Origin of the sequence: Conchiformibius steedae, assembly GCF_014054725.1 — a bacterium.
Lineage (GTDB): Bacteria > Pseudomonadota > Gammaproteobacteria > Burkholderiales > Neisseriaceae > Conchiformibius > Conchiformibius steedae.
Genome location: NZ_CP059563.1, coordinates 520320 through 541186, shown reverse-complemented (window position 1 = coordinate 541186; position 20867 = coordinate 520320). Strand labels below are relative to the sequence as shown.

Sequence of the window (20867 nt, the reverse complement as noted above, 5' to 3'; positions counted from 1 at the left end):
TCCCAAAGGACACCAACCATGCCCGATTACCGTTCCAAAACCTCCACCCATGGTCGCAATATGGCAGGCGCACGCGCCCTGTGGCGCGCCACCGGCGTGGGCGAAGCCGATTTCGGCAAACCGATTATTGCCGTTGCCAACTCATTTACCCAATTTGTTCCGGGACATGTGCATTTGCACCATTTGGGACAACTGGTTGCCCGCGAAATTGAACAGGCAGGCGGTTTGGCAAAAGAATTCAACACCATCGCCGTAGATGACGGCATCGCCATGGGACACGGCGGTATGCTGTATTCGCTGCCCAGCCGCGACTTAATCGCCGACAGCGTGGAATATATGGTTAATGCCCACTGCGCCGATGCGCTGGTGTGCATTTCCAACTGCGACAAAATCACCCCCGGTATGCTGATGGCGGCGTTGCGCCTGAATATTCCCACCGTGTTTGTATCAGGCGGACCGATGGAAGCAGGCAAAGTTATCGGCAGCATCAACATCACCGACACCCGCAAACTGGATTTGGTCGATGCGATGGTGGATGCCGCCAACGACCAAGTTTCCGATGAAGAAGTGGCGGCGGTAGAACGTTCCGCCTGCCCCACCTGCGGTTCGTGTTCGGGTATGTTTACCGCCAATTCCATGAACTGCTTAACCGAAGCCTTGGGCTTGTCGCTACCGGGCAACGGCTCGCTGCTCGCCACCCATGCCGAACGCAAAGAACTGTTTTTACAGGCAGGACGTTTGATTGTAGACATCACCAAACGCTATTACGAACAAAACGATGAAAGCGTGTTGCCGCGCAATATCGCCACCAAAGCCGCGTTTGAAAACGCCATGAGTTTGGACGTTGCCATGGGCGGCAGCACCAATACCGTGTTGCACCTGCTCGCCGCCGCGCGTGAAGCCGAAGTGGATTTCAAAATGGCAGACATTGACCGCATCAGCCGCCAAGTGCCGTGTTTGTGCAAAGTCGCGCCCGCCACGCAAAAATACCATATGGAAGACGTACACCGCGCAGGCGGCGTGATGGGTATTCTCGCCGAGCTGGACCGCGCAGGCTGCCTGAAAACCGATGTTTCCACCGTACACGCCCCCAGTTTGCAAGCCGCATTGGCACAATGGGACGTGATGAACCCCGACAACCACGCCGCTCACGCCCGTTACAAAGCCGCCCCTGGTGGCGTGCGTACCACCCAAGCCTTTTCCCAAAACCGCCAATGGGACAGCTTGGATTTAGACCGCGAAAACGGCTGTATCCGCAGCCAACAACACGCCTATTCGCAAGACGGCGGCTTGGCGGTGCTGTTTGGCAACATCGCCGAACGCGGCTGCGTGGTGAAAACCGCAGGCGTGGACGACAGCATTTTGCAATTTACTGGTCGCGCCCGCGTATTTGAAAGCCAAGATTCCGCCGTTGCCGCCATTTTGGACAACCAAATTGTTGCGGGCGACATCGTCATTATCCGTTACGAAGGACCCAAAGGCGGCCCTGGAATGCAGGAAATGCTTTATCCCACGTCTTACTTAAAATCCAAAGGCTTGGGCAAAGCCTGTGCCCTGCTTACAGACGGACGTTTTTCAGGCGGTACATCAGGTTTAAGCATCGGACACGTTTCCCCCGAAGCCGCTGAAGGCGGCGCAATCGGCTTGGTGCGTGAGGGCGACATCGTGGAAATTGATATTCCCAAACGCAGCATCCATTTAGCCGTTTCCGATGAAGAACTGGCAAACCGCCGCGCCGAAATGGAAAGCCGTGGCGCCAAAGCGTGGCAACCCGAAAACCGCCAACGCCCCGTTTCCGCCGCCTTACGCGCCTATGCCGCCATGACCACTTCTGCCGATACAGGCGCGGTGCGTGATGTCTCGCAAGTAGAACGCCGTTAATCCGCAATCTGCAAAAACACACACGCCACGCATCATGCGTGGCGTGGTTTTTTGTAATTTTAGGGTTTACGCATGGCTTCAAGCCAAGCAGCCCATTCAGATTATTCACTTTCCGTTTGTTCAATCCGTTTACGCAACCATTCAATTTCTTTATCTTTTTGTTGCAATATATTTTTTAAAAATTCAATCTCTTTTTTCAAAACAGCCGTTTCAACAGATATATCAGGTGGCGCATACAAAGCAACATTACCACAAGAAATATCGCCATTACTATTATCTTCATTTATTTGCAAAATAACATTACCCTGTTCAGATTTCAACAATTCCCACAAATCTATTTGAAAAACAGCCGCAATCTGCTGCAAACGGATAATATTGGGCTGGGTTTCGCCCCGTTCTATTTTTGCATAACCGCTTGCCGACATATCCAATTGCTCTGCTACCTTTTCTTGAGACCATCCGTTTAACTCGCGAAGCAAACGGATTTTATTGTGAATTTCCATAGTTGAACTTTCTGTACAGGCAATTGCACTAAAAAGACAGATTTTAAACTTTTGCTGGCTGGATAGGCAACGGCAATCTGTACTATAATGTAATAAATTTCTTCCAATATCATCACTTCAAAGGGATAAGTTTATGAAAAAAATCTTAATGGGCGCAACACTGGCTTTATTAAGCCTAACAGCTTCCGCACAAGACCCGCTTCAATCGCAAAAATTGCAAATCGTGAAAAAGATTTACAAGAATGGTGGCGATATGGGTGTCCTACTCAATTATGCAAGCCGTGATTTAAAATCCGTGTTTGATGAAGATGAACGGAACACACCTGAAGGTGAGATGGGCTGTATTGATTATGATGTAACCATACAAGGTCAAGATTCCAACCCAAAAGAAATTATCCGCAGCTTAAAAACCTCCGTTACTTCAAACGGAAATGTATTAGTCACGTTTAAAAATGGTCAAAGAATGAAACTGATTTATGTCATGAAGTGCCACAATGGTCGTTGTTTGGTTGATGATGTTTTGGAAAAAGGCAAATCTTTCAAACAACAAGTTCGCCAATGCATAAGGGGATAATATGAAAAAGTTGTATCTTTATTTACTTTTAGGTAGTTTCTCTGCCCTGCCTTTATATGCACAAGCCAAACCAGCACAATGCCTGATTGAAAGCAGCGGTGAAATTTTATTTAAAGGAAAATGTAATTTTTCAGCAGACAGAGATGGTTCCTTTACGTTAGAAAACATTCGCAGAAACGGTGAACTTTATGACAATATTCTTATGGTTAGTGTCAGCATTGTTTCACCAAAAGTTGCCCATGTGCGCGGGGTAACTTCATTTGGCAATAGTTCCTATTGGGGAGATGTACGTCGCTCTCGTACACAGCCTGCATGTTGGGCTAACAATGAATTTAAAATCTGTGCTTGGTAACATATCTCTATAAAAAACCGTTCTGTAACCCTACAGAACGGTTTTGCTTTATTCCGCTGATTCTTTGGCGGCTTTGGGCGCAGGTGGTTCAATCTGCTCTTTCCAACCGCAGCTTTTTTGCGGACACACTTTTTCCACGCCCCAGCGTTTGGTGGTTTTGCGGGTCAGCACTTTCCAACCGCATTGCGGACAGCTTTCTGCCAAGGGCGGATGGCTGACGGCGTATTTGCAATCAGGATAGGTATTGCAGCTGTAAAACGGTGTGCCAAAACGCGACTTGCGCTCAATCAAATGCCCTTTTCCGCATTCGGGACAGCTTACGCCCGTGTCTTTAGGCGGTTCTAAAGGTTCAATATGTTTGCATTTGGGATAATTGGCACAACCGATAAATTTGCCGTATTTGCCTTGTTTGTACACCAGCTGTCCCGCGCATTTGGGGCATTCGCGCCCTTCTACTACGGTGGGTTCTTCGGCGGCTTTGGCGGCTTCTTCGGCGGTTTCGTTTAAATTGCGGGTGTAATCGCATTCGGGATAGCCCGAACAGGCAATAAAACGTCCACGTTTGCCAAATTTAATTTGTAGCTGGCTGCCGCATTTGGGACAGGCTTCGTCCAAGGCTTCGGTGGTAATTTTGGCGCGTTCAATGCCTTCTTTTTCCACAACCTGCTTATGAAAGCCTTGCCAAAAATTATCCATAACAGGCACCCATTGACGTTTGCCGTTGGCGATGTCGTCCAATTGGTTTTCCAGCTTGGCGGTAAAGTCGTAATCTACATATTGGGTAAAATGCTCGGTCAAAAACTTATTGACGATATCGCCCGTATCGGTGGGTTGGAAACGGCGTTGCTCAACGGTAACGTATTCGCGGTCTTTTAAGGTTTTGATAATGCTGGCATAGGTGGAAGGACGACCGATGCCGAACTCTTCCAAGGCTTTCACTAAAGTGGCTTCATTAAAGCGTGGTGGCGGTTGGGTAAAATGCTGTTCGCCATACAATTTATCCACAGGCAGGGCGTCGCCCACCGCCATTTCAGGCAGCTTTTTGCCATTTTCCTGCTCGTCGTCTTCGTCCTGACCTTCCTGATAGACTTTTAAAAATCCTTCAAACACCAGCACTTGCCCTGTGGCACGGAACACGCCGTCGCCCACGGTAATATCCACAGTGGTGGCATCAAACTTGGCATCTGCCATCTGACAGGCAACCGTGCGCTGCCAAATCATTTGGTACAGCTTAAATTGGTCGGCACTCAAAAACGGTTTTACGCTGTCGGGCGCGCGGTAAACGGAAGTGGGGCGCACGGCTTCGTGGGCTTCTTGGGCGTTTTTGGATTTGGTTTTGTAAATTTTGGCGGATTTGGGCAGAAAATCCGCGCCGATTTTGTTGTCAATATAGTGGCGGATTTCGGTCAGCGCATCTTCCGACAGGGTAACGCTGTCGGTACGCATATAAGTAATCAAACCCACGGCACCTTGTCCGACATCAATGCCTTCAAAGAGTTGTTGTGCGGTACGCATGGTGCGGTCGGTGGTAAAACCCAGTTTACGCACGGCATCTTGCTGCATGGTGGACGTGGTGTACGGCGCGGCGGGTTTGCGCGTGGCTTTCTTTTTGACGACATCTGACACGGCGGCAGGTTTGCCAGCCAGCGCGTCCAACACCGCTGCCTGCGCCGCTTCATCGGGCAGGGAAAACTGTTCCAGCTTATTTCCCTGCCATTGGTGCAGCTTGGCAGAAAACTTGGTGCGCCCTTTGTGGCTGTCCAAATGCACAGACCAATACTCTTGGCTTTCAAAGGCTTTAATTTCGTTTTCGCGTTCGCAAATCAGGCGCAGTGCAGGACTTTGCACGCGCCCCGCACTCAAACCACGGCGGATTTTTTTCCACAGCAAAGGCGACAGGTTAAAACCGACCAAGTAATCCAAAGCACGGCGTGCCTGTTGTGCGTCCACCAGATTGATGTCCAAACCGCGCGGATTTTGCAAAGCTGCCTGAACGCCTTTGGGCGTAACTTCGTGGAACACCACGCGGCGGATGCGTTCGCCGATGTTTTTTAAACCGCGCTTGGATTTCAGGATTTCGTAAATATGCCACGAAATCGCTTCGCCTTCGCGGTCGGGGTCGGTTGCCAGATAAATTTGTTCGGCTTCTTTTGCCGCCGCCACAATCGCATCAACGTGTTTGCTGTTTTTGCTGATGATTTGGTATTTCATGGCAAAATCGTTGTCGGGGTCCACCGCGCCGTTTTTTGGAATCAGGTCGCGCACATGGCCAAACGATGCCAGTACTTCAAAATCGCCGCCCAGATATTTTTTGACGGACTTGATTTTATTGGGGGATTCTACAATCAATAGGTTTTTGGACATATTCTATTTCTCAAATATCGGTTTAATACATTCAAACAAAATCATTTTATTCCGCTTCAGGCAGAGGGAATACCGCAATGCTGTGGATTTTCGCACCTTCTTGATATTCCGTGGTAATTTTAGGCAAATCCGCGCCGTCTTCTTCATCAAACGCGCCCGAATCGTCAATGCGGAACGATAAAGTCGGCGGTTGGTTGGTGAAATCGGCGGTTTGACGGCTTTCAATTTCGCTCATCACAATTTGCTCTACTGCACCATAACGCTGTTCGGCATGTTCCAACAGCATTTCGGGATGCACGCCCTGCGCCGTTTTACAGGCTTTGGAAGCGGTATCCAAATAAGTAATCGGCTCGGCGGGATTTTCGGGTGCACCCGTATAAGCGGCGATTTCCACATCGGGATTGAGTTTAATCATGGTAAAACCCACGCCTTCGGCATCGGTAACAGGGGTCAGCACCGCATGCGGAAACGATTGGCGTACCTGCTCCAAAGACGTTCCCAAAGGAATCCCGCCGATGCTGTTGTCGTCAATTTCGCACAAAGGCTGATGCGCTGCGGCAGAAGCTGCCACGGCACTTGGCATGGCAGGCGGTTCGGCTTCGGAACACGCTGCCAGCCACAGGCAAAGCGGCAGCACAAACATTCGGCTGCCGATGGAACAAAAGGGTTTGCTTGCGTTCATGGTTTATATTGTCTAAAGAGTCAGTTCTTAATGCATCAGACCGTTGCCGTATAGCAATGCTTCGCCGTCTGCTGCGGCAACGCCATCTTCACTCTGTGCCGCCCACAATGCCAATACCACCAGCATTTTGGCGGTTTCTACGGTAATTTCATCATAAGGCAGGTGCATCAGCGCGTGTATCACAAACTCACGCTGTGCAGGCAACAGTGTACCGTCCTGCTGCCAAGTATGCAGCATGGCACGCACGGCGGCAGGCAGCGTTTCCGTTTCATCACGACAATAAATCCGCAAAGCCTGCTGCGGCGCATGAAAATCCGCCATCATCGGCATGTCGTTTAAAAGCTGCACAAACAAAATCATCGTACCGATTTCACGGTCGCTAAAACCCGCGTTTTCCAACACACTGCCCAAATCATCACCCGAAGGGCACACCTGAATACTGTGAAAATGTTTGATTAAAAAAGCCATTACATCAATCATGGTTTTGCTTTCAGCCAAAGTTTACACGCTTATTGTACCCGATTTTACCCTTTTTAACACGAAAGCCTTGACACATCCTGCAAAGGCGCGTATAGTTCGGAAATTCAGACGCGGGGTGGAGCAGCATGGTAGCTCGTCGGGCTCATAACCCGAAGGTCGTAGGTTCGAATCCTGCCCCCGCAACCAAATTCCAAACAACCTTTTTTTTCAAAAGGTTGTTTTTTTACGCCTGAATAAGCGGTTTAATTCATTTTATTCATTCAACAAAAACTGCCTGAAATAACACAATTTCAGGCAGTTTGTTTATGGATTGGCTTTAAAGCCGCAAATATTATTTAACAGGCTTCAGCAAACCAGGATTGCCCATGGCAGGGTCGGTTTCGTAAGCAGCCATCGCATCGGCAACAGTCATGCCCAAAGCTTTGGCAACACCTTCGCCGTAAGCGGGGTCGCAAGCGTAGCAGTTGCGGATGTGGCGGTATTTGATAAAGTCCAGCGCATCGCCCATGCCCGCAGCCGTGTTGTTAAACAGGGCTTGTTTTTGCTCGTCGCTCATCAGGTTGAACAATTTGCGCGGTTGGCTGAAGTAATCGCTGTCGTCTTCACGGTAGTTCCAGTGTGCTGCATCGCCGCTGATTTTCAAAGGCGGCTCGGCGTACTGGGGCTGCTCTTGCCACTGACCGAAGCTGTTCGGTTCGTAGTGAATGTTGCTGCCGTAGTTACCGTCTACGCGACCTTGACCGTCACGGGCATTGCTGTGTACGGGGCAACGGGGGCGGTTTACGGGAATTTGGTGGTGGTTTACACCCAAGCGGTAGCGTTGCGCGTCGGCGTAGTTAAACAGACGGGCTTGCAGCATGCGGTCGGGAGAAACGCTGATACCAGGAACCAAGTTGCTCGGTGCAAAAGCAGATTGTTCTACATCAGCAAAGAAGTTTTCAGGGTTGCGGTTCAGTTCAAACTCGCCCACTTCAATCAGGGGGTAGTCGCCTTTAGGCCATACTTTGGTCAAGTCAAACGGATGGTAGGGTACTTTTTCCGCATCGGCTTCGGGCATGATTTGAACGTACATTTTCCATTTCGGGAAATCGCCGCGCTCAATGGCTTCGTACAGGTCGCGCTGATGGCTTTCGCGGTCTTCGGCGATAATGGCAGCCGCTTCTTCGTTGGTCAGGTTTTTAATGCCTTGTTGGGTGCGGAAGTGGAATTTCACCCAAAAACGCTCGTTGTTGGCATTGATAAAGCTGTAAGTGTGGCTGCCGAAACCGTGCATGTGACGGTAAGAAGCAGGAATACCACGGTCGCTCATTACCACGGTTACTTGGTGGAAAGCTTCAGGCAGCAGAGTCCAGTAGTCCCAGTTATTGGTGGCAGAACGCAGATTGGTGCGGGGGTCGCGTTTAACCGCTTTGTTCAAGTCGGGGAATTTACGCGGGTCGCGCATAAAGAATACGGGGGTGTTGTTACCCACCATATCCCAGTTACCTTCTTCGGTGTAGAACTTCAGGGCAAAACCGCGAATGTCGCGCTCAGCATCGGCCGCACCACGCTCACCAGCTACAGTGGTAAAGCGGGCAAACATTTCAGTTTTTTTGCCTACTTCGCTAAAAATAGCGGCGCGGCTGTATTTGGTAATGTCGTTGGTTACGGTAAACGTACCGAACGCGCCAGAACCTTTAGCGTGCATACGACGCTCAGGAATCACTTCGCGCACAAAGTTCGCCAATTTTTCGTTCAGCCACAAATCTTGTGCCAATAAAGGACCGCGCGGACCTGCGGTCATGCTGTTTTGATTGTCCACAACGGGCGCACCGTTGTTCATGGTTAAATGGGTTACGGGGCATTTAGACATGCTTGCATTCCTTCAATTAAATAAACAAACTATTTTGTAAAAACTATTAAAAAAAATTTTTGATTGCCTGTGGCAATTGGCAATCATACGCCCAAAGCCTCCCAATTAAAACTATGGTTACGATAGCACAGTTGCACAACAAACACCTTAATTATAGGTTGATTTCAATGTGTATGGCTACAAATTAAACAAGACACTACCCTTGCCCGTCCCCAGCTTTCCGCCCCGTAACACATAATAATATGTACTGCCCTGCGCCAATCCAAACCAACTGCCGTAAAACTGCCCATTTGCGCCACCTGTTGCCCCAATATCAGGCAGGTGTCGCTTTATGGCAGGCAAAAAAATGTATTTTTGCGTTTTTGCTTGACAAAAACTGACAAATCACGTTAATCTAGATCAATTATGTACCTTGCAGGCATAATGGCGTTAATTAAGCAAAACATGCTTTTTCTTTAAAAGCAATAACTTGGAAGAATAGTATGGAATTTATTCCCCAAACAGGCATGTGGACTGCTTAATTTTAACCAAGACAGGCGGCAAATTCGCCAACTGCTTAAAAAGCGAACAAGCCGTTTTAAACCAAACTTTCTTTTTAATTAAACGACTAGGAGTCATACTATGAAAGCTCTGCAAAAAGGTTTCACCCTGATTGAATTGATGATTGTAATCGCCATTATCGGTATCTTGGCTGCTATTGCCCTGCCGATGTATCAAGATTACATCTCTAAATCCCAAACCACCCGTGTGGTAGGCGAACTGGCTGCTGCCAAAACTGCTGTTGATGCGGCTATTTTTGACGGAAAAACCCCCAAGGCAGGTACCAATGTAACCAAACCTGGTTCCACTGCTGCGGTAGGCTTGGCTAACGGTGATGACTCTGCCACCAAACCCCGCTCTAATTTGTTACAAGCTGTTGAAGTAAAATTCCAGAATGGCTCTGCTGGCTATATCTCTGGCACTTTGGGTGGTAATGCCAACAAAGACATCCATGGTACTATTGTAAAACAAAACCGCAGCAATGACGGTGTATGGACTTGTACCGTTAAAGGTCTTGGCAACGGATGGAAAGACAAATTTATTCCTACTGGCTGCAGTAAAGAAAATGCCGCAGGTTCTCCTGCTGCTTAACTTAATCAAGCAATTAGGTTAAGTGGTAGAATAAACCTAACCAATCTAGTTAACTGACAAAACAACGCTTCCCATATTCGGGAGGCGTTTTGTTTTACAATACATACTACTATTCTCTTGACTTTCCCCACACTCATGATATAATTCTTAACTCTTTCCCCGATAGCTCAGTCGGTAGAGCGACGGACTGTTAATCCGCAGGTCGCTGGTTCGAGCCCAGCTCGGGGAGCCAAATTTAAACCGTTCCAATCAGGTAAAATGATTGGAACGGTTGTTTTTTGGAAAATCTATACGCGAAACGCCGCCATATAGTTTACCGATACATCATCTACCAAAGCATAGCGTTTAAACAAGGGGTTGTAGCTTAAACCGCAGGTATCGGCAAGGTGCAAACCCGCTGCCCGTGCCATGCGTGCCAATTCGGCAGGGGTAATGAATTTTTGCCAGTCGTGCGTACCTTTGGGGACAATATCCAGCAAATATTCTGCTGCCACAATGGCATACAAATAGGATTTGGGATTGCGGCTGAGTGTGGAAAAAAACACATGGCCGTCAGGCTTAACCAGCTTGGCGCAGGCGCGAATGACAGAAGCGGGATTCGGAACGTGTTCCAGCATTTCCATGCAGGTAACGACATCGTAAGCCTGCGGGGTTTGTGCCGCCAAATCTTCTACGCTGATGCAGCGGTAATCCAAATTTGCAATGCCGTTTTGTTGGGCGTGGGCGCGTGCCACGGCAAGCGATTGTTCTGCCATATCAATGCCTAACACTTGCGCTGCGCCCGCTTGGGCAAGGCTTTCCGACAAAATGCCGCCGCCGCAGCCTACGTCTAACACGGTTTTTCCCGCTAAATTGGCGGTACGGTTGATATAGTCTAGGCGCAGGGGATTGATGTCGTGCAGGGATTTGAGTTCGCCCTGCGGATTCCACCAGCTTTGGGCAAGTCGTCCGAATTTGTCAATTTCGGCGGCATCAACATTGGGGGTTTGGCTGTGCATGGCTTTGGTTTACAGGTAAAATTTTTCAACAGCGTTCAGCTTGTCGTCCAAGCGGTACACCAAGGGTTGTCCCGTAGGAATTTCCAAGCCCATAATATCGGCATCGGAAATCTGCTCAATGTGTTTGGCAAGGGCGCGTAAGGAATTGCCATGCGCTGCCACCAACACGCGCTTGCCCGACAAAATAGCGGGGGCAATTTGGTCGTGCCAAAACGGTAACACTCGCTCCAAGGTGACTTTTAAGTTTTCGCCATCGGGGACGACATCGGCAGGTAAATGGGCGTAGCGGCGGTCGTTGTGGGCAGAAAATTCGTCTTGCGGATCCAGCAGCGGCGGCAAGGTGTCGTAGCTGCGCCGCCAAATGCGGACTTGCTCATCGCCGTATTGTTCGGCGGTTTGTTTTTTGTCCAAACCTTGTAGTTTGCCGTAATGACGTTCATTCAAACGCCAGCTTTTGATTTGCGGCACCCACAGTTGTCCGCTTTCTTCTAAAACGATATTACAGGTTTTGATGGCGCGTGTTAAAACTGAAGTAAACGCCAAATCAAACTGATAGCCTTTTTCTGCCAATTTACGTCCTGCGGCTTGGGCTTCGGCAATGCCTTGTTCGCTTAAAGGCACGTCGCGCCAGCCTGTAAACAGGTTTTTGGCGTTCCATTCGCTTTGTCCGTGGCGGATGAGTACGAATTCCATAATATTCAGTCCTTTGTGTGAAAAATCATTGTGCGGGTGGCGGGGCTACGGGGGCAAGATAGCGCAATCCGACAAACTGCTGTTCCGAATCCACTTCGGTAACGGCTAATTTTACCGTGCTTTTGGGCGGAATTTCGGCAGGAATACCCGTTGCCCGCGCCACCAAAGGCACGCCTTCCAAACGCACCAAATCTTCTTTTAATACTTGTGCGTTCATTTCGCTAATGTTTTCTTGCTGCAAATACACCAGCGACCAATAGGCTTCCATGCTGTTTTGAAAATCGCGGTAAGCATTGTAGGTATTGTCAAAATTGCTGACAGCGGCAAACAGCATGGCATCGTTGGCACTAAAGCGCGGTTCGCAATCGGGATTAAGCAAGCTTTGCAGTTGTTTTTGGTTGATGTAGTCGGCGGCGCGGCGCAGCGGCGAGGTAAACCAACCGTAATGGCTTAAATTCATGCCGATATGGGTGTCTGCCTGCGTTGCCATGCGTACACGCCCCGAAGGTTGCACTCGGAACAATCCGCCCAATTGGTGTTCGTCCAGCATTTGCGCCCAAGTGCTGTTTGCCAGAATCATCATTTCGCTGACTACGGTATCAATGGGCGAACCGCGCTCGCGTTTGCTGATGGATACGCGCCCTGTTTCGTCTAGTTCAATGCCGTAATCGTATTTTTTGACGGGATTTTCTTCATAACGGTCGCGCTGTTTTTGCAATGCCTGTGCCAAAGCGTGCAGCCAAATCATTTCGGCATGAAAGGGGAACTGCGGCGCATCGGCACTGCCAATGCCTGTTTCGCTGTTGAAATAAGGCTCAATGGCGTGAATACGCAGGTTGTGTTCAATCCACACGCGCTCGATGCGGTGGGAAACGTTTAATAAATTGAAGTCGCCATCAAAATCAAAATAGGCACTAAATGCGGGGCGCAATGCGCCTTCGTCCAAACTGAACGCGCTAATCCAGCTTTCGGGCAACATGGTGATTTTGCCTGCGGGAAAATACACGGTGCTCAAACGCTGCATAATGATTTTTTCAATTTCGCTGTCGGCAGCCACGGCAAGCGCGGGCGCGGCAATGTGAATACCGACACGGGTGATGCCGTTGTCGAGATGGCGCACGCTGAGGGCATCGTCAATTTCGGTGGTGGACGCATCATCTACCGAAAAGGCGCGTACCGTGCTGTCGGCTTCGGACAGCGGCGGCAGTTGCGGGGCAGACACGTCGCCAAAACCAATGCCTTGCGGGAAATAACGGTATTCAAAACGCTGTTGCAAATATTCGGGCAAACCCGATACTGCGCCCGTGCGCTTGGCTAACTCGTACAGGCTGATTTTTTGGCTGTCGGCAGCAGTGGCAAAGGCTTTGTAGGCAGGACTTTGTTTGTCGGGCTGGTGCAGAATGGCACGGATTTCGGCGGCAACGGCAGCGGGCAGTTGCCCTGCTAACAGTTCGCTGCGCCATTGTTCGATTTGGGCTTCAATTTGACGTTTGCGCTCGGCGGCAGCTAATGCCTGCTGCAAAATATCGGCGGGCGCGGCTTTAAACACGCCTTTGGCTTTTTTGTGAAAATACAGCGGCGCATCGTATAACGCCATTAACACGGCGGCGGTTTGCGCTTTGCTCGGTTGTTCGCCATAGTATTCGGCGGCGGCGGCAGCGGCGGTAAACTCTTCCGTTCCCGACACTTCCCACAGCAGCGGAATATCTACGGTATCGGCTTCGGCGCGGGCTTGCGCTAAAAAGGCGGCGGCATCGCCGTCCAATTCCAAAAACACATTGGCGGCTTTAATTTTCACCCGTTTGCCGTGGGCGGTGTCTGCCTGATAGGTGCTGTCGTTTTTTTGGACAACGGCGGCGGTTTTAAACTGTCCGCCTTCTTCGTAAAAAATATGCATAATGGGGAAAACGCGGGTAATAATGGGGCGTGAACGGATTATAGCCCAAAAGCGCCAATGCGCCCGTTAATCTTCCAAAGCAGCCTGCAAATGCCGTTCAATCTCATCGCTGTCAAAGGCTTCGGCAATCAGTTCAAAACGGCTGTCGCGCCGCCACGAAACCTGATTCGCGCCCCACTGCCCGTCCGTCCAGTTCAGCCACACCCAAGTATCCATCACCCGAAACACGCCTTTGGCGCGCATCAGGCGCGTGGCAAGCGCGGGCAAATCGTCAAAAAAACGGGTCAGCTTTTCGCCGTCAAAATTGCGCTCGGCGGGAAAAGTAAAACCTTGCGATTGAAAGCCTTGACGGTTATCGGGCAGGTTTTTGACACGATAGCGCGGTTTTTCGGTAACGGGCGTGTCCAACCACGCAATTTGCGCCTGTGCCTGTACGGTTTCGGCAATCAGAGCCTTGGGCGGGAATAGCGCGGCGGCGCGTTCGCGGAATTTTTCCAATACTTCGGCACTGCACAAATCGGTTTTGCTTGCCATCAGCACATCGCACACGCCGATTTGGTCTTGATACAGCGGATTGCGGAAAAAGGCATCGTCAATAAACTGGCGCGGGTCCACCACGGCAAACGCGGCAGCCACTTCAATATCCTTACGCAGTTCGGGCGATTTCAGTTCGTCAATCACGCCTGCTGCGTGCGCCAAACCGCTGGCTTCAATAATAATGCGTTGCGGACGCTGCGAACGTTGCAGCATGGTACGCAGGGTTTGCCCCATTTGTCCGCCTGCGCTGCAACACAAACAACCGCCTGCAATTTCTGCAACGGGAATGCCGTTGTCTGACAACACCGCACCGTCAATGCCGATTTCGCCAAATTCATTGACCACAATCAGCCATTGCTCGTCAGCAGGCTTTTGCGCCATCAGGCTGCGCAATGCGGTGGTTTTGCCCGTTCCCAAAAAACCTGCAAACAGGTGGGTAGGAATTTTGTTTACTGACATTTTTGGCAGATTCCTGTTAAAACAACGTGTTCTTCTTTTAAACGAAAACCCGAAGCGGCTGCGCCGTTGTGCAGGGCTTTCCATTCTTGGGCAAGACTTTGTTCGTCCACCGCGCCGCATTCGGTACACACCAAAATAAAGCTGCTGTCGTGCCCTGCGGCGCAGTCGTGTCCGCAATGATGATGGGCGTGGCTGCACAAAATATAGCCGTTTACCGCAGGAATTTTATGCAAAATGCCCTGCTCTGCCCAAAAATCCAAAGCGCGGTAAGCCGTGGGCGGGGCAACGGCATGATTGCTCACGCGCTGCATTTGCGCCAATACGGTATAAGCCTTAATCACGCCTTCCAATTGCAAAACAATATCCAGCACCTGTTCGCGCAAGGGGGTGATTTGTGCGCCGTTTTGACGGCATTGTGAAAGAATGGTGTGTTTGGTGTCGGCAACAGTCATCTCAAGCCCAATAATATCTGACCAAATGGAAAAAAACGGGTGCGGCAAAACAAATACTGTCCACACGGTCGAGCATACCGCCGCGCATCCGTGCTGCATGTCCCCAATGTTGCACGCCGTGACTGCGTTTGATGCCCGCCATCACCAATGTGCCGAAAAAACCCATCACCGAAATCACCAAACCGATTGCCGCCGCTTCCCAAGGCGTAAACGGCGTAATGCGGTACAAACCCGCCGCCAGCGCCGTCGCCCCCGCAAAACCGCCTAATGTTCCCAATATCGTGGATTCAGACGACAAAGCAGGCATGATTTTTTTACCGCCAAACAGCGTTTGCAACACATATTGCAGCACTTCGCCCGCCTGCACCACCACAATCATAAAAATCAGCAACAAAACATTCAGGTCTTCAAAATCCTGAATATTCAGCATCATAATAGCGGGAACGTGCGACAGACAGAAAATGGTAATCATCGCGCCCCATTGGATTTGGGCAGCGCGTTCAAACAAACACGCCGTATTACCCGAAAACGCCGCAATCACAGGCAGCAGTAAAAACGCATACACGGGAATCAGCGCGGCAAACATTCCGTACCAATCAATCAGCACAAAATAATACTGCAAAGGCAACAAAATATAAAAACAAGCCGCAATGGCATTGTGGTCGCTGCGGCGGCGGTACACCAGCGTCATAAACTCGCGCAACGCCGCAAACGAAATCAGAAAAAACAAAAACGTAGTGCCAATAATATGAAACCAAAACGCAAACAGCAGCACCACCATGATAATCCACCATGCCGATACCCGCGCATTCAAATCATCTACCGCACGGTTGTCGGGCAGGCGTTTTTTCAACACTGCGCCTATGCCCGTTGCCGCCAGCAGCACCGCAAAAATCCCCAAAAATACAAATCCCGCCTGAATCGGCAGCGCCTGATGTATGCTTTCCATCGCTCTTCCCCCTTATTGTTCCGAACCGTTTTGGCTGTATTCGCGGTGCGGTGCGGGCGCAGGCAGCAAACGTTTGCTTTCGGGTGCCAGCGACAACAGCGCATCACGGGTGCGCGTTAAAAATTCGTCCTTGCTTTCCCCTGGAAAAAGCTGCATTTCCCCACCAATATTCACATCACAAATCATCGGCACAGGCAACAGTCTTCCCTTGGGTAACACACGGTTGATGTTATCCATCCAAATCGGGACAAACTTCGCTTCAGGATTTTCCCTTGCCAAATGGTAAATCCCGCTTTTAAACGGCAACAGCAGCACATCATCATCGGTATTGCGTGTGCCTTCGGGAAAAATAATCAGCGAACTGCCCTGTTGCAAGGCTTCGCTCATTTGCACGGTAGCGGCTTGCGGCGAACTGCCGTTGCGGGCAATCAGCAGCGCGTGAAACACCTGTTCAATCACAAAACGGCGTATCCGTCCGCCCAACCAGTAATCTGCACCCGCCACAGGGCGCACCACTTCACGCCAACGCGGCGGCAGCGAAATCCACACCAGCATAAAATCGCCGTGGCTGGCATGGTTGGCAAAATACACCTTTTTTTCGGGCGAAAACGGAATATCGCCTTCAAATTTGGGGCGCACCCCCGTGATAAACGACACAAAAAACGACAGCGATTTGTCAATCACACGGGCGCACAGCCTGTGCAAGTAACTGGGTTGGGTAGCGTTCATAACGGTATTTCCCAATATTTAGCCGCGTTTAAGTGCAGCGTCCAAACGGTTGGCGATATGCTCGGTTAAAAACGCACGTTTTTCCCAAAAAAAGCCCTGAAATTTGTTCAAGGAATAAAATTTACGCAGCATCGCCGGCAAACCACCGTACAGCAGCGCAGCGATTTCACGATTGACCGCTTCGTCTTCCATCGCGGTGTTTAAATCCATCTGGCGCTGTTCCAGCAATTCAGTGATTTGGCGTTTTACATAGCCGTTGATTTCAAATTGGTTAATCATGCTGTTGTTCCTCTTTCCGTTTGTTGCGGTTAAAAAAGCTGCGGAACGAATCAAAGCGTTTTTGGTATTTGATTTCGCCGCCTGAAGACTGTGTGCCTACCCGTGCAATGGCTTGGAAGGATTTGCTTAACTGATACACCAGCTTCACCGATTGGCTGGCATTGCCCAAACCTGCTTCATAGCCCAAATACAGGTTTTGCGTAAGTTGCTTGCCGAAAGTGAGTACTTGCTGGGCAGGATTCATTTCGCCTGTTTGGGCATTGCGGTTTTGCTGGCTGGTCAGCCCGAAATCGTCCACCAAACCGATTTTGTCGTTTAAATTGCCTGCCAGCCACGCACTGGCAGCGGTGGCGAGTGTGGCTTCATCGGCGCTGCTGCCGCTGCTGGCGCGGTTTAAAATCAGCCACGACAATTTGTCTTTTTCGCTCATCGGTTCGTTTGCCACCAAGCTGATGCGCGGATTGTCCAAGTTCCCCAATACTTCCACGCCTGCCCCCACAGGCGAATTGCGCCTTTGGGCGCGGATATTCAGATTGGGATTGTCCAAAGGTCCGACAAACGACACAATGCCTTTGCTAATCACCAAATCCTGACCATAGGCTTTGTATTGCCCTTTCACCACGCGCACACTGCCAACGGCGCGTAAATCTTGTTGTGGTGTGGCAGTCAGGGTCAGTTTTCCGCCCAATGCCACATTCAAACCTTGTCCGCTAAAGTAAAAACGGTCGTTCAAATCAAATACCAAATTGAGATTTAAGGGCGTGGGTGCAGAGGCTTCTTTTTTGCTTTCTCCCAACACCACCACATCATCGCTCAAGGTAGGCATGCTGCTTTCCTGAAAACCAAAACGCCCTTCGTCTGTTTTAAGGTTGCCATTTAGGGAAAACAGGTTGCCGTTGTAGGACAAACGTCCTTTGCCGCTTAAAGTTAAACGGCGGTTGGGTTGGTCCAATACGGGATAGCGGTCAAACACAACGTCTGCGCCGATATCGGGTTCTTCGCGGGTGTAGTCTGCTGCGCCCGACAGGGTAATCGTTCCGCCGCTTTGGCGGAATGTCAGGGCATCAATTATCCAACGGCGGTCTTGCAAACGGGATTTTAATGTGCCGTTGCTCAATGCCACGCCCACATCGCGGTTGCGGTAATACAGGTTGTCGCCGTTTACCGTGCCTTGCAGCCGTGGGGCTTGCAGCGTACCGCCAAATTTGACTTCGCCGTTGATGTTGCCTTTCACGGATTGTCCGACAGGCAGCAGGTTTTTTAAGGTGTCCAGCTCGGCAATATCTACCTGCAATGCACCACCAATGGGCGCACGGGCAAACTCGCCTGCGCCAAAGGCTTGCAGAATATTAAAATCGCCACGCGCTTTGCCATAACGCACATCGCCGCTAAAACGGCTTAAAATGCCCCGTGCGCCGATTTCGGTGCGCAACACAAAGTTTTTTAAGCCCAATTGTGGTTTGCGGCGCGTGGGCAAGGTAATGTCGCCACTTTGCTGACGCAGGTTGAGATAACCGCGCGGGCTTTGGCTGTATGCCAAATCCCAATCGCCTGCCACCACCAAATTATGTTCAACAGGCGGGGTATAAAAATGGTGCAGCTGGCTAAAGTGCAGGCTGTCGGCGCGTCCTTTGGTGGTAAGCCCGTGCTGCGGGTCCCACACCAGTTTTTCCAATTGCAATATACCACCCAGCGCGCGCCAACCCGCTGCGCCCAACACCACCCGTTTTGCGCCTGCTTCCAAACGCATGGGCTGGTTTAAATGCAGGTTTAACGCACCCGACACATCTAATGTGCCTACTGTGCCGTGCCATTGGTTTTGCGCGTCCAAACCGCCGTTGGCAGCCACATCCAGCTTCAGCGGTTTGCCATCTATTTTCATGCCTGCGGCAGCGCGTAAACGGTGTGCGCCCAAAGTGCCTTCCAAAGTAGCATCAATATGGTCTGCCACCGTTCCGCCCGCTGCCAAACCTTTGCCTTGCAGGGAAATATTTAAGGGACGGCGCGTATCGGGCGAAGCGAATACTTTAAAATCCAAAGTATTTAAGCGCACATCGCCCGGAAGCAGCACATTCCGCGCCTGTCCCGCTAAAGCAGCGTCCAACTGCGTCCAACCGTCTGCGGTATTGGTCAGCGTGCCTTTTGCCGACAACGCCCCACGCATGCCGAAACCAAACTGCTGCAAAGCGGGCGCATTGAGGTTTAACGCCAAAGTATTGCCTTTTTTGCCAAAGCTGCCTTGTGTCATTAACACATTGTCGCCCAAGCGGATATTGGTGTCGGCACGACTTAAATGTCCGTTTTCGTAACTGACTTTACCTGCGCCCGACAATGCTGCGCCCTGCACCACCGAAGGTGCAAACTGCATATCGGCATGAAACACCGTTTTTGCCAACAAACCATTTAAACGCACGCGCCCATTGATATTACCAACAGGCAATTCGGGATACAGTTTTTGCGGATTAAAACCGCTACTGATAATATCTGCCTGAATTTTCTGGTCTTTAAATAATTCCAAAGTCGCCGCCACATTCAGCTTGCCGCCGTTGGGGGGCAAAATTTCGCCCTTTTCCAACACCACGGTTTGCTGTCCGCCGCGCTTATCCGTACGCAAGGACACCAGCCCTGCGGTTTTGGCAAAGCCCGTGTCCAGCTTAAACGATGCCACAGGCGCATCAAATGCGCCGCTTAAATTAACCGTACCATCCAGCTTGCCCGCAAAATCTTGCGCCAACACATCAGCAGCGGTTAAATTGCTTACCGCCACATTTAAATTTAAGGTTTTTTTCTGGGTGTAAATCCCGCCATCCACACTGACTTTGCCGTTTTTCGCCGTGTGTGCCAGCAGGTTTTCAATGCTGACCGCGCCGCTTTCGTTAATGGCAAAATTACCCGTTAAATCGCGCAACGGAATACCGTTTTTATCGGCAGGCGCAGGGGCATTATTGCGTAATTCAATTTGTCCGCTCAAGCCCAATTGCGGGCTGTCAAAATCGGGTAAGACATTGGCAAAAAAATGCAAATCGGCTTTGGGCAGATTATCCCAAAACGCATGTGGGCTGATGCCTTCGCCACTCAAACGGATATGCCCGACTTTTTTGCCCAAGCTCTCGGCAAACGGGCGCACCGCTGTATCGGCGCGTAAAGACACGCCGTTGCCCGCCAAATCGGTTTTTAACAATACTTCCTGCAAGCTGCCGTCCAAATCCAAACCGCTTTGCACGGCAATCCCGTCCAAATCGCCGTGCGAATTCATTTTACCGCGCAAGGCAAACGGTCGTTGCGCCGCCAATGCCAGCGTGCCTTTGCTGTCTGACCACGGCGTTTGCAGCGAAGCAATATCCAAACGGTGTAAATTGTATTCGTAACGGTAAGCAGCAGACACGCCGCGCAACAGCACCGTTTCGCCCTGTGAAATGCGCCCCACTGCCAGTTTTTGCACATTTACGGTAAACGGCAAGGCTAAATCTTCAGGCAAACGCAGCGGCGTTTCATCATCGGGCTTGGGGGGGACGGGTTTGGGGGTAATCTGCACATCGCCCGCGCTTAATTCGCGTATTAAAATATGCTTGTCCCACAATTGGCTGCTGTCCCAGTCCAACACCAATTCGCTGACGGCAACATCTGCTGATTCGGTTTGCACCTGCCAGCCTTTGCCCGAAAAACCATGCCACAGCGTACCTTGCAGCTGTTCAGCACGGATAGACACAGGTACTTGCAGCTTTTGCGGCAGCGTAAATAAGGAAAAACGCAAACCCGAATGCGTGCCCAACAGCCACCACGTACTCCCTGCCAAAGCCAATAACAGCACCAACACCAGCAGCAGCAACACGCGCACCATCCGCCACAGCATCTTGCGCTTGGGCGGTTTTTTTTGCGCTTCCACCATTTTGACCACTTCGTCAAACGGCATCGGTTCGCGCTGGGGCGGACGGGACGGGGCAGACTGATTCATAAAAATGCGTCAATACGCAGTTATCAATATAGTAAAGGCGCGATTATAGCGCAAAACCACCCTTGCGCGTTTGCCAAAGTCCCCATCCCCCAGAAGGGCA

18 protein-coding genes and 2 tRNA genes are annotated in these 20867 nt (G+C 50.6%); 6 read left to right on the top strand and 14 right to left on the bottom strand.

Annotation, left to right across the window (positions count from 1 at the left end; all coding sequences use genetic code 11):
- Nucleotides 1-18: 18 nt before the first annotated feature.
- Nucleotides 19-1881 (top strand): dihydroxy-acid dehydratase, encoded by a 1863-nt coding sequence (ilvD, locus tag H3L98_RS03090; protein ID WP_027022203.1) that lies wholly within the window; start codon nucleotides 19-21, stop codon nucleotides 1879-1881.
- 101 nt (nucleotides 1882-1982) lie between these two features.
- On the opposite strand, the gene H3L98_RS03085 is transcribed toward ilvD, so the two are convergent.
- On the bottom strand, nucleotides 1983-2384 hold the full coding sequence (locus H3L98_RS03085; RefSeq protein ID WP_027022204.1) for a helix-turn-helix domain-containing protein: 402 nt from the start codon (nucleotides 2382-2384) through the stop codon (nucleotides 1983-1985).
- Between the two features lie 133 nt (nucleotides 2385-2517).
- Here H3L98_RS03085 and H3L98_RS03080 point away from each other — a divergent pair, with 133 nt between their 5' ends.
- Both H3L98_RS03080 and H3L98_RS03075 read left to right on the top strand, forming a co-directional pair.
- Nucleotides 2518-2958, top strand: coding sequence for a hypothetical protein (locus tag H3L98_RS03080; RefSeq protein WP_027022205.1), 441 nt, complete (start codon nucleotides 2518-2520; stop codon nucleotides 2956-2958).
- Nucleotide 2959: 1 nt separating this feature from the next.
- On the top strand, nucleotides 2960-3310 hold the full coding sequence (locus H3L98_RS03075) for a hypothetical protein (protein WP_124795615.1): 351 nt from the start codon (nucleotides 2960-2962) through the stop codon (nucleotides 3308-3310).
- A 48-nt stretch (nucleotides 3311-3358) separates the two neighbouring features.
- On the opposite strand, the gene topA is transcribed toward H3L98_RS03075, so the two are convergent.
- Genes topA through H3L98_RS03060 form a run of 3 tightly spaced genes read right to left on the bottom strand, consistent with a single transcriptional unit; the run spans nucleotide 3359 to nucleotide 6836 of the window.
- Nucleotides 3359-5674, bottom strand: coding sequence for a type I DNA topoisomerase (gene topA / locus H3L98_RS03070; RefSeq protein WP_027022206.1), 2316 nt, complete (start codon nucleotides 5672-5674; stop codon nucleotides 3359-3361).
- Nucleotides 5675-5720: 46 nt separating this feature from the next.
- The gene (locus tag H3L98_RS03065; protein WP_156932308.1) at nucleotides 5721-6356 is read right to left on the bottom strand and encodes a hypothetical protein; all 636 of its coding nucleotides are present in this window, start codon (nucleotides 6354-6356) and stop codon (nucleotides 5721-5723) included.
- A gap of 27 nt (nucleotides 6357-6383) precedes the next feature.
- Entirely contained in the window at nucleotides 6384-6836 is a 453-nt protein-coding gene (locus H3L98_RS03060; protein WP_027022208.1) for a DUF494 family protein, read from the bottom strand.
- Nucleotides 6837-6945: 109 nt separating this feature from the next.
- Between H3L98_RS03060 and H3L98_RS03055 the strand changes: the two genes are divergently transcribed.
- A tRNA-Met gene (locus H3L98_RS03055) sits at nucleotides 6946-7022 on the top strand.
- 145 nt (nucleotides 7023-7167) lie between these two features.
- Here H3L98_RS03055 and H3L98_RS03050 read toward each other — a convergent pair.
- Nucleotides 7168-8688 (bottom strand): catalase, encoded by a 1521-nt coding sequence (locus H3L98_RS03050; protein WP_027022209.1) that lies wholly within the window; start codon nucleotides 8686-8688, stop codon nucleotides 7168-7170.
- A gap of 621 nt (nucleotides 8689-9309) precedes the next feature.
- Here H3L98_RS03050 and H3L98_RS03045 point away from each other — a divergent pair.
- Nucleotides 9310-9819, top strand: coding sequence for a pilin (locus tag H3L98_RS03045; protein WP_027022210.1), 510 nt, complete (start codon nucleotides 9310-9312; stop codon nucleotides 9817-9819).
- Between the two features lie 156 nt (nucleotides 9820-9975).
- Nucleotides 9976-10051, top strand: a tRNA-Asn gene (locus H3L98_RS03040).
- A gap of 55 nt (nucleotides 10052-10106) precedes the next feature.
- Here the strand turns inward: H3L98_RS03040 and ubiG are convergent.
- The 9 genes from ubiG to H3L98_RS02995 form a co-directional block, all read right to left on the bottom strand.
- Nucleotides 10107-10817, bottom strand: a complete 711-nt coding sequence (gene ubiG / locus H3L98_RS03035; protein ID WP_027022211.1) for a bifunctional 2-polyprenyl-6-hydroxyphenol methylase/3-demethylubiquinol 3-O-methyltransferase UbiG — start codon at nucleotides 10815-10817, stop codon at nucleotides 10107-10109.
- 9 nt (nucleotides 10818-10826) lie between these two features.
- The gene (locus H3L98_RS03030) at nucleotides 10827-11510 is read right to left on the bottom strand and encodes a 2,3-diphosphoglycerate-dependent phosphoglycerate mutase (protein WP_027022212.1); all 684 of its coding nucleotides are present in this window, start codon (nucleotides 11508-11510) and stop codon (nucleotides 10827-10829) included.
- Between the two features lie 25 nt (nucleotides 11511-11535).
- On the bottom strand, nucleotides 11536-13407 hold the full coding sequence (locus tag H3L98_RS03025) for a ribonuclease catalytic domain-containing protein (RefSeq protein WP_027022213.1): 1872 nt from the start codon (nucleotides 13405-13407) through the stop codon (nucleotides 11536-11538).
- 66 nt (nucleotides 13408-13473) lie between these two features.
- On the bottom strand, nucleotides 13474-14403 hold the full coding sequence (locus H3L98_RS03020; protein WP_034333648.1) for a CobW family GTP-binding protein: 930 nt from the start codon (nucleotides 14401-14403) through the stop codon (nucleotides 13474-13476).
- Nucleotides 14394-14855 (bottom strand): Fur family transcriptional regulator, encoded by a 462-nt coding sequence (locus H3L98_RS03015; protein ID WP_027022215.1) that lies wholly within the window; start codon nucleotides 14853-14855, stop codon nucleotides 14394-14396. Before H3L98_RS03015 ends, H3L98_RS03020 begins: the two co-directional genes overlap by 10 nt.
- Nucleotide 14856: 1 nt before the next feature.
- On the bottom strand, nucleotides 14857-15804 hold the full coding sequence (locus H3L98_RS03010; RefSeq protein WP_027022216.1) for a phosphatidate cytidylyltransferase: 948 nt from the start codon (nucleotides 15802-15804) through the stop codon (nucleotides 14857-14859).
- 12 nt (nucleotides 15805-15816) lie between these two features.
- Entirely contained in the window at nucleotides 15817-16533 is a 717-nt protein-coding gene (locus tag H3L98_RS03005) for a lysophospholipid acyltransferase family protein (RefSeq protein ID WP_051532098.1), read from the bottom strand.
- Nucleotides 16534-16551: 18 nt separating this feature from the next.
- On the bottom strand, nucleotides 16552-16812 hold the full coding sequence (locus H3L98_RS03000) for a hypothetical protein (protein WP_027022217.1): 261 nt from the start codon (nucleotides 16810-16812) through the stop codon (nucleotides 16552-16554).
- Nucleotides 16805-20767, bottom strand: a complete 3963-nt coding sequence (locus H3L98_RS02995) for a translocation/assembly module TamB domain-containing protein (RefSeq protein WP_246327836.1) — start codon at nucleotides 20765-20767, stop codon at nucleotides 16805-16807. The genes H3L98_RS03000 and H3L98_RS02995 overlap by 8 nt, the downstream gene beginning before the upstream one ends.
- Nucleotides 20768-20867 lie beyond the last annotated feature (100 nt).

Coding starts and splice junctions, on each gene's coding strand:
- ilvD (WP_027022203.1), top strand. CDS start 19: ATGCCCGATTACCGTTCCAAAACCTCCACCCATGGTCGCAATATGGCA.
- H3L98_RS03085 (WP_027022204.1), bottom strand. CDS start 2,384: ATGGAAATTCACAATAAAATCCGTTTGCTTCGCGAGTTAAACGGATGG.
- H3L98_RS03080 (WP_027022205.1), top strand. CDS start 2,518: ATGAAAAAAATCTTAATGGGCGCAACACTGGCTTTATTAAGCCTAACA.
- H3L98_RS03075 (WP_124795615.1), top strand. CDS start 2,960: ATGAAAAAGTTGTATCTTTATTTACTTTTAGGTAGTTTCTCTGCCCTG.
- topA (WP_027022206.1), bottom strand. CDS start 5,674: ATGTCCAAAAACCTATTGATTGTAGAATCCCCCAATAAAATCAAGTCC.
- H3L98_RS03065 (WP_156932308.1), bottom strand. CDS start 6,356: ATGAACGCAAGCAAACCCTTTTGTTCCATCGGCAGCCGAATGTTTGTG.
- H3L98_RS03060 (WP_027022208.1), bottom strand. CDS start 6,836: ATGATTGATGTAATGGCTTTTTTAATCAAACATTTTCACAGTATTCAG.
- H3L98_RS03050 (WP_027022209.1), bottom strand. CDS start 8,688: ATGTCTAAATGCCCCGTAACCCATTTAACCATGAACAACGGTGCGCCC.
- H3L98_RS03045 (WP_027022210.1), top strand. CDS start 9,310: ATGAAAGCTCTGCAAAAAGGTTTCACCCTGATTGAATTGATGATTGTA.
- ubiG (WP_027022211.1), bottom strand. CDS start 10,817: ATGCACAGCCAAACCCCCAATGTTGATGCCGCCGAAATTGACAAATTC.
- H3L98_RS03030 (WP_027022212.1), bottom strand. CDS start 11,510: ATGGAATTCGTACTCATCCGCCACGGACAAAGCGAATGGAACGCCAAA.
- H3L98_RS03025 (WP_027022213.1), bottom strand. CDS start 13,407: ATGCATATTTTTTACGAAGAAGGCGGACAGTTTAAAACCGCCGCCGTT.
- H3L98_RS03020 (WP_034333648.1), bottom strand. CDS start 14,403: ATGTCAGTAAACAAAATTCCTACCCACCTGTTTGCAGGTTTTTTGGGA.
- H3L98_RS03015 (WP_027022215.1), bottom strand. CDS start 14,855: ATGACTGTTGCCGACACCAAACACACCATTCTTTCACAATGCCGTCAA.
- H3L98_RS03010 (WP_027022216.1), bottom strand. CDS start 15,804: ATGGAAAGCATACATCAGGCGCTGCCGATTCAGGCGGGATTTGTATTT.
- H3L98_RS03005 (WP_051532098.1), bottom strand. CDS start 16,533: ATGAACGCTACCCAACCCAGTTACTTGCACAGGCTGTGCGCCCGTGTG.
- H3L98_RS03000 (WP_027022217.1), bottom strand. CDS start 16,812: ATGATTAACCAATTTGAAATCAACGGCTATGTAAAACGCCAAATCACT.
- H3L98_RS02995 (WP_246327836.1), bottom strand. CDS start 20,767: ATGAATCAGTCTGCCCCGTCCCGTCCGCCCCAGCGCGAACCGATGCCG.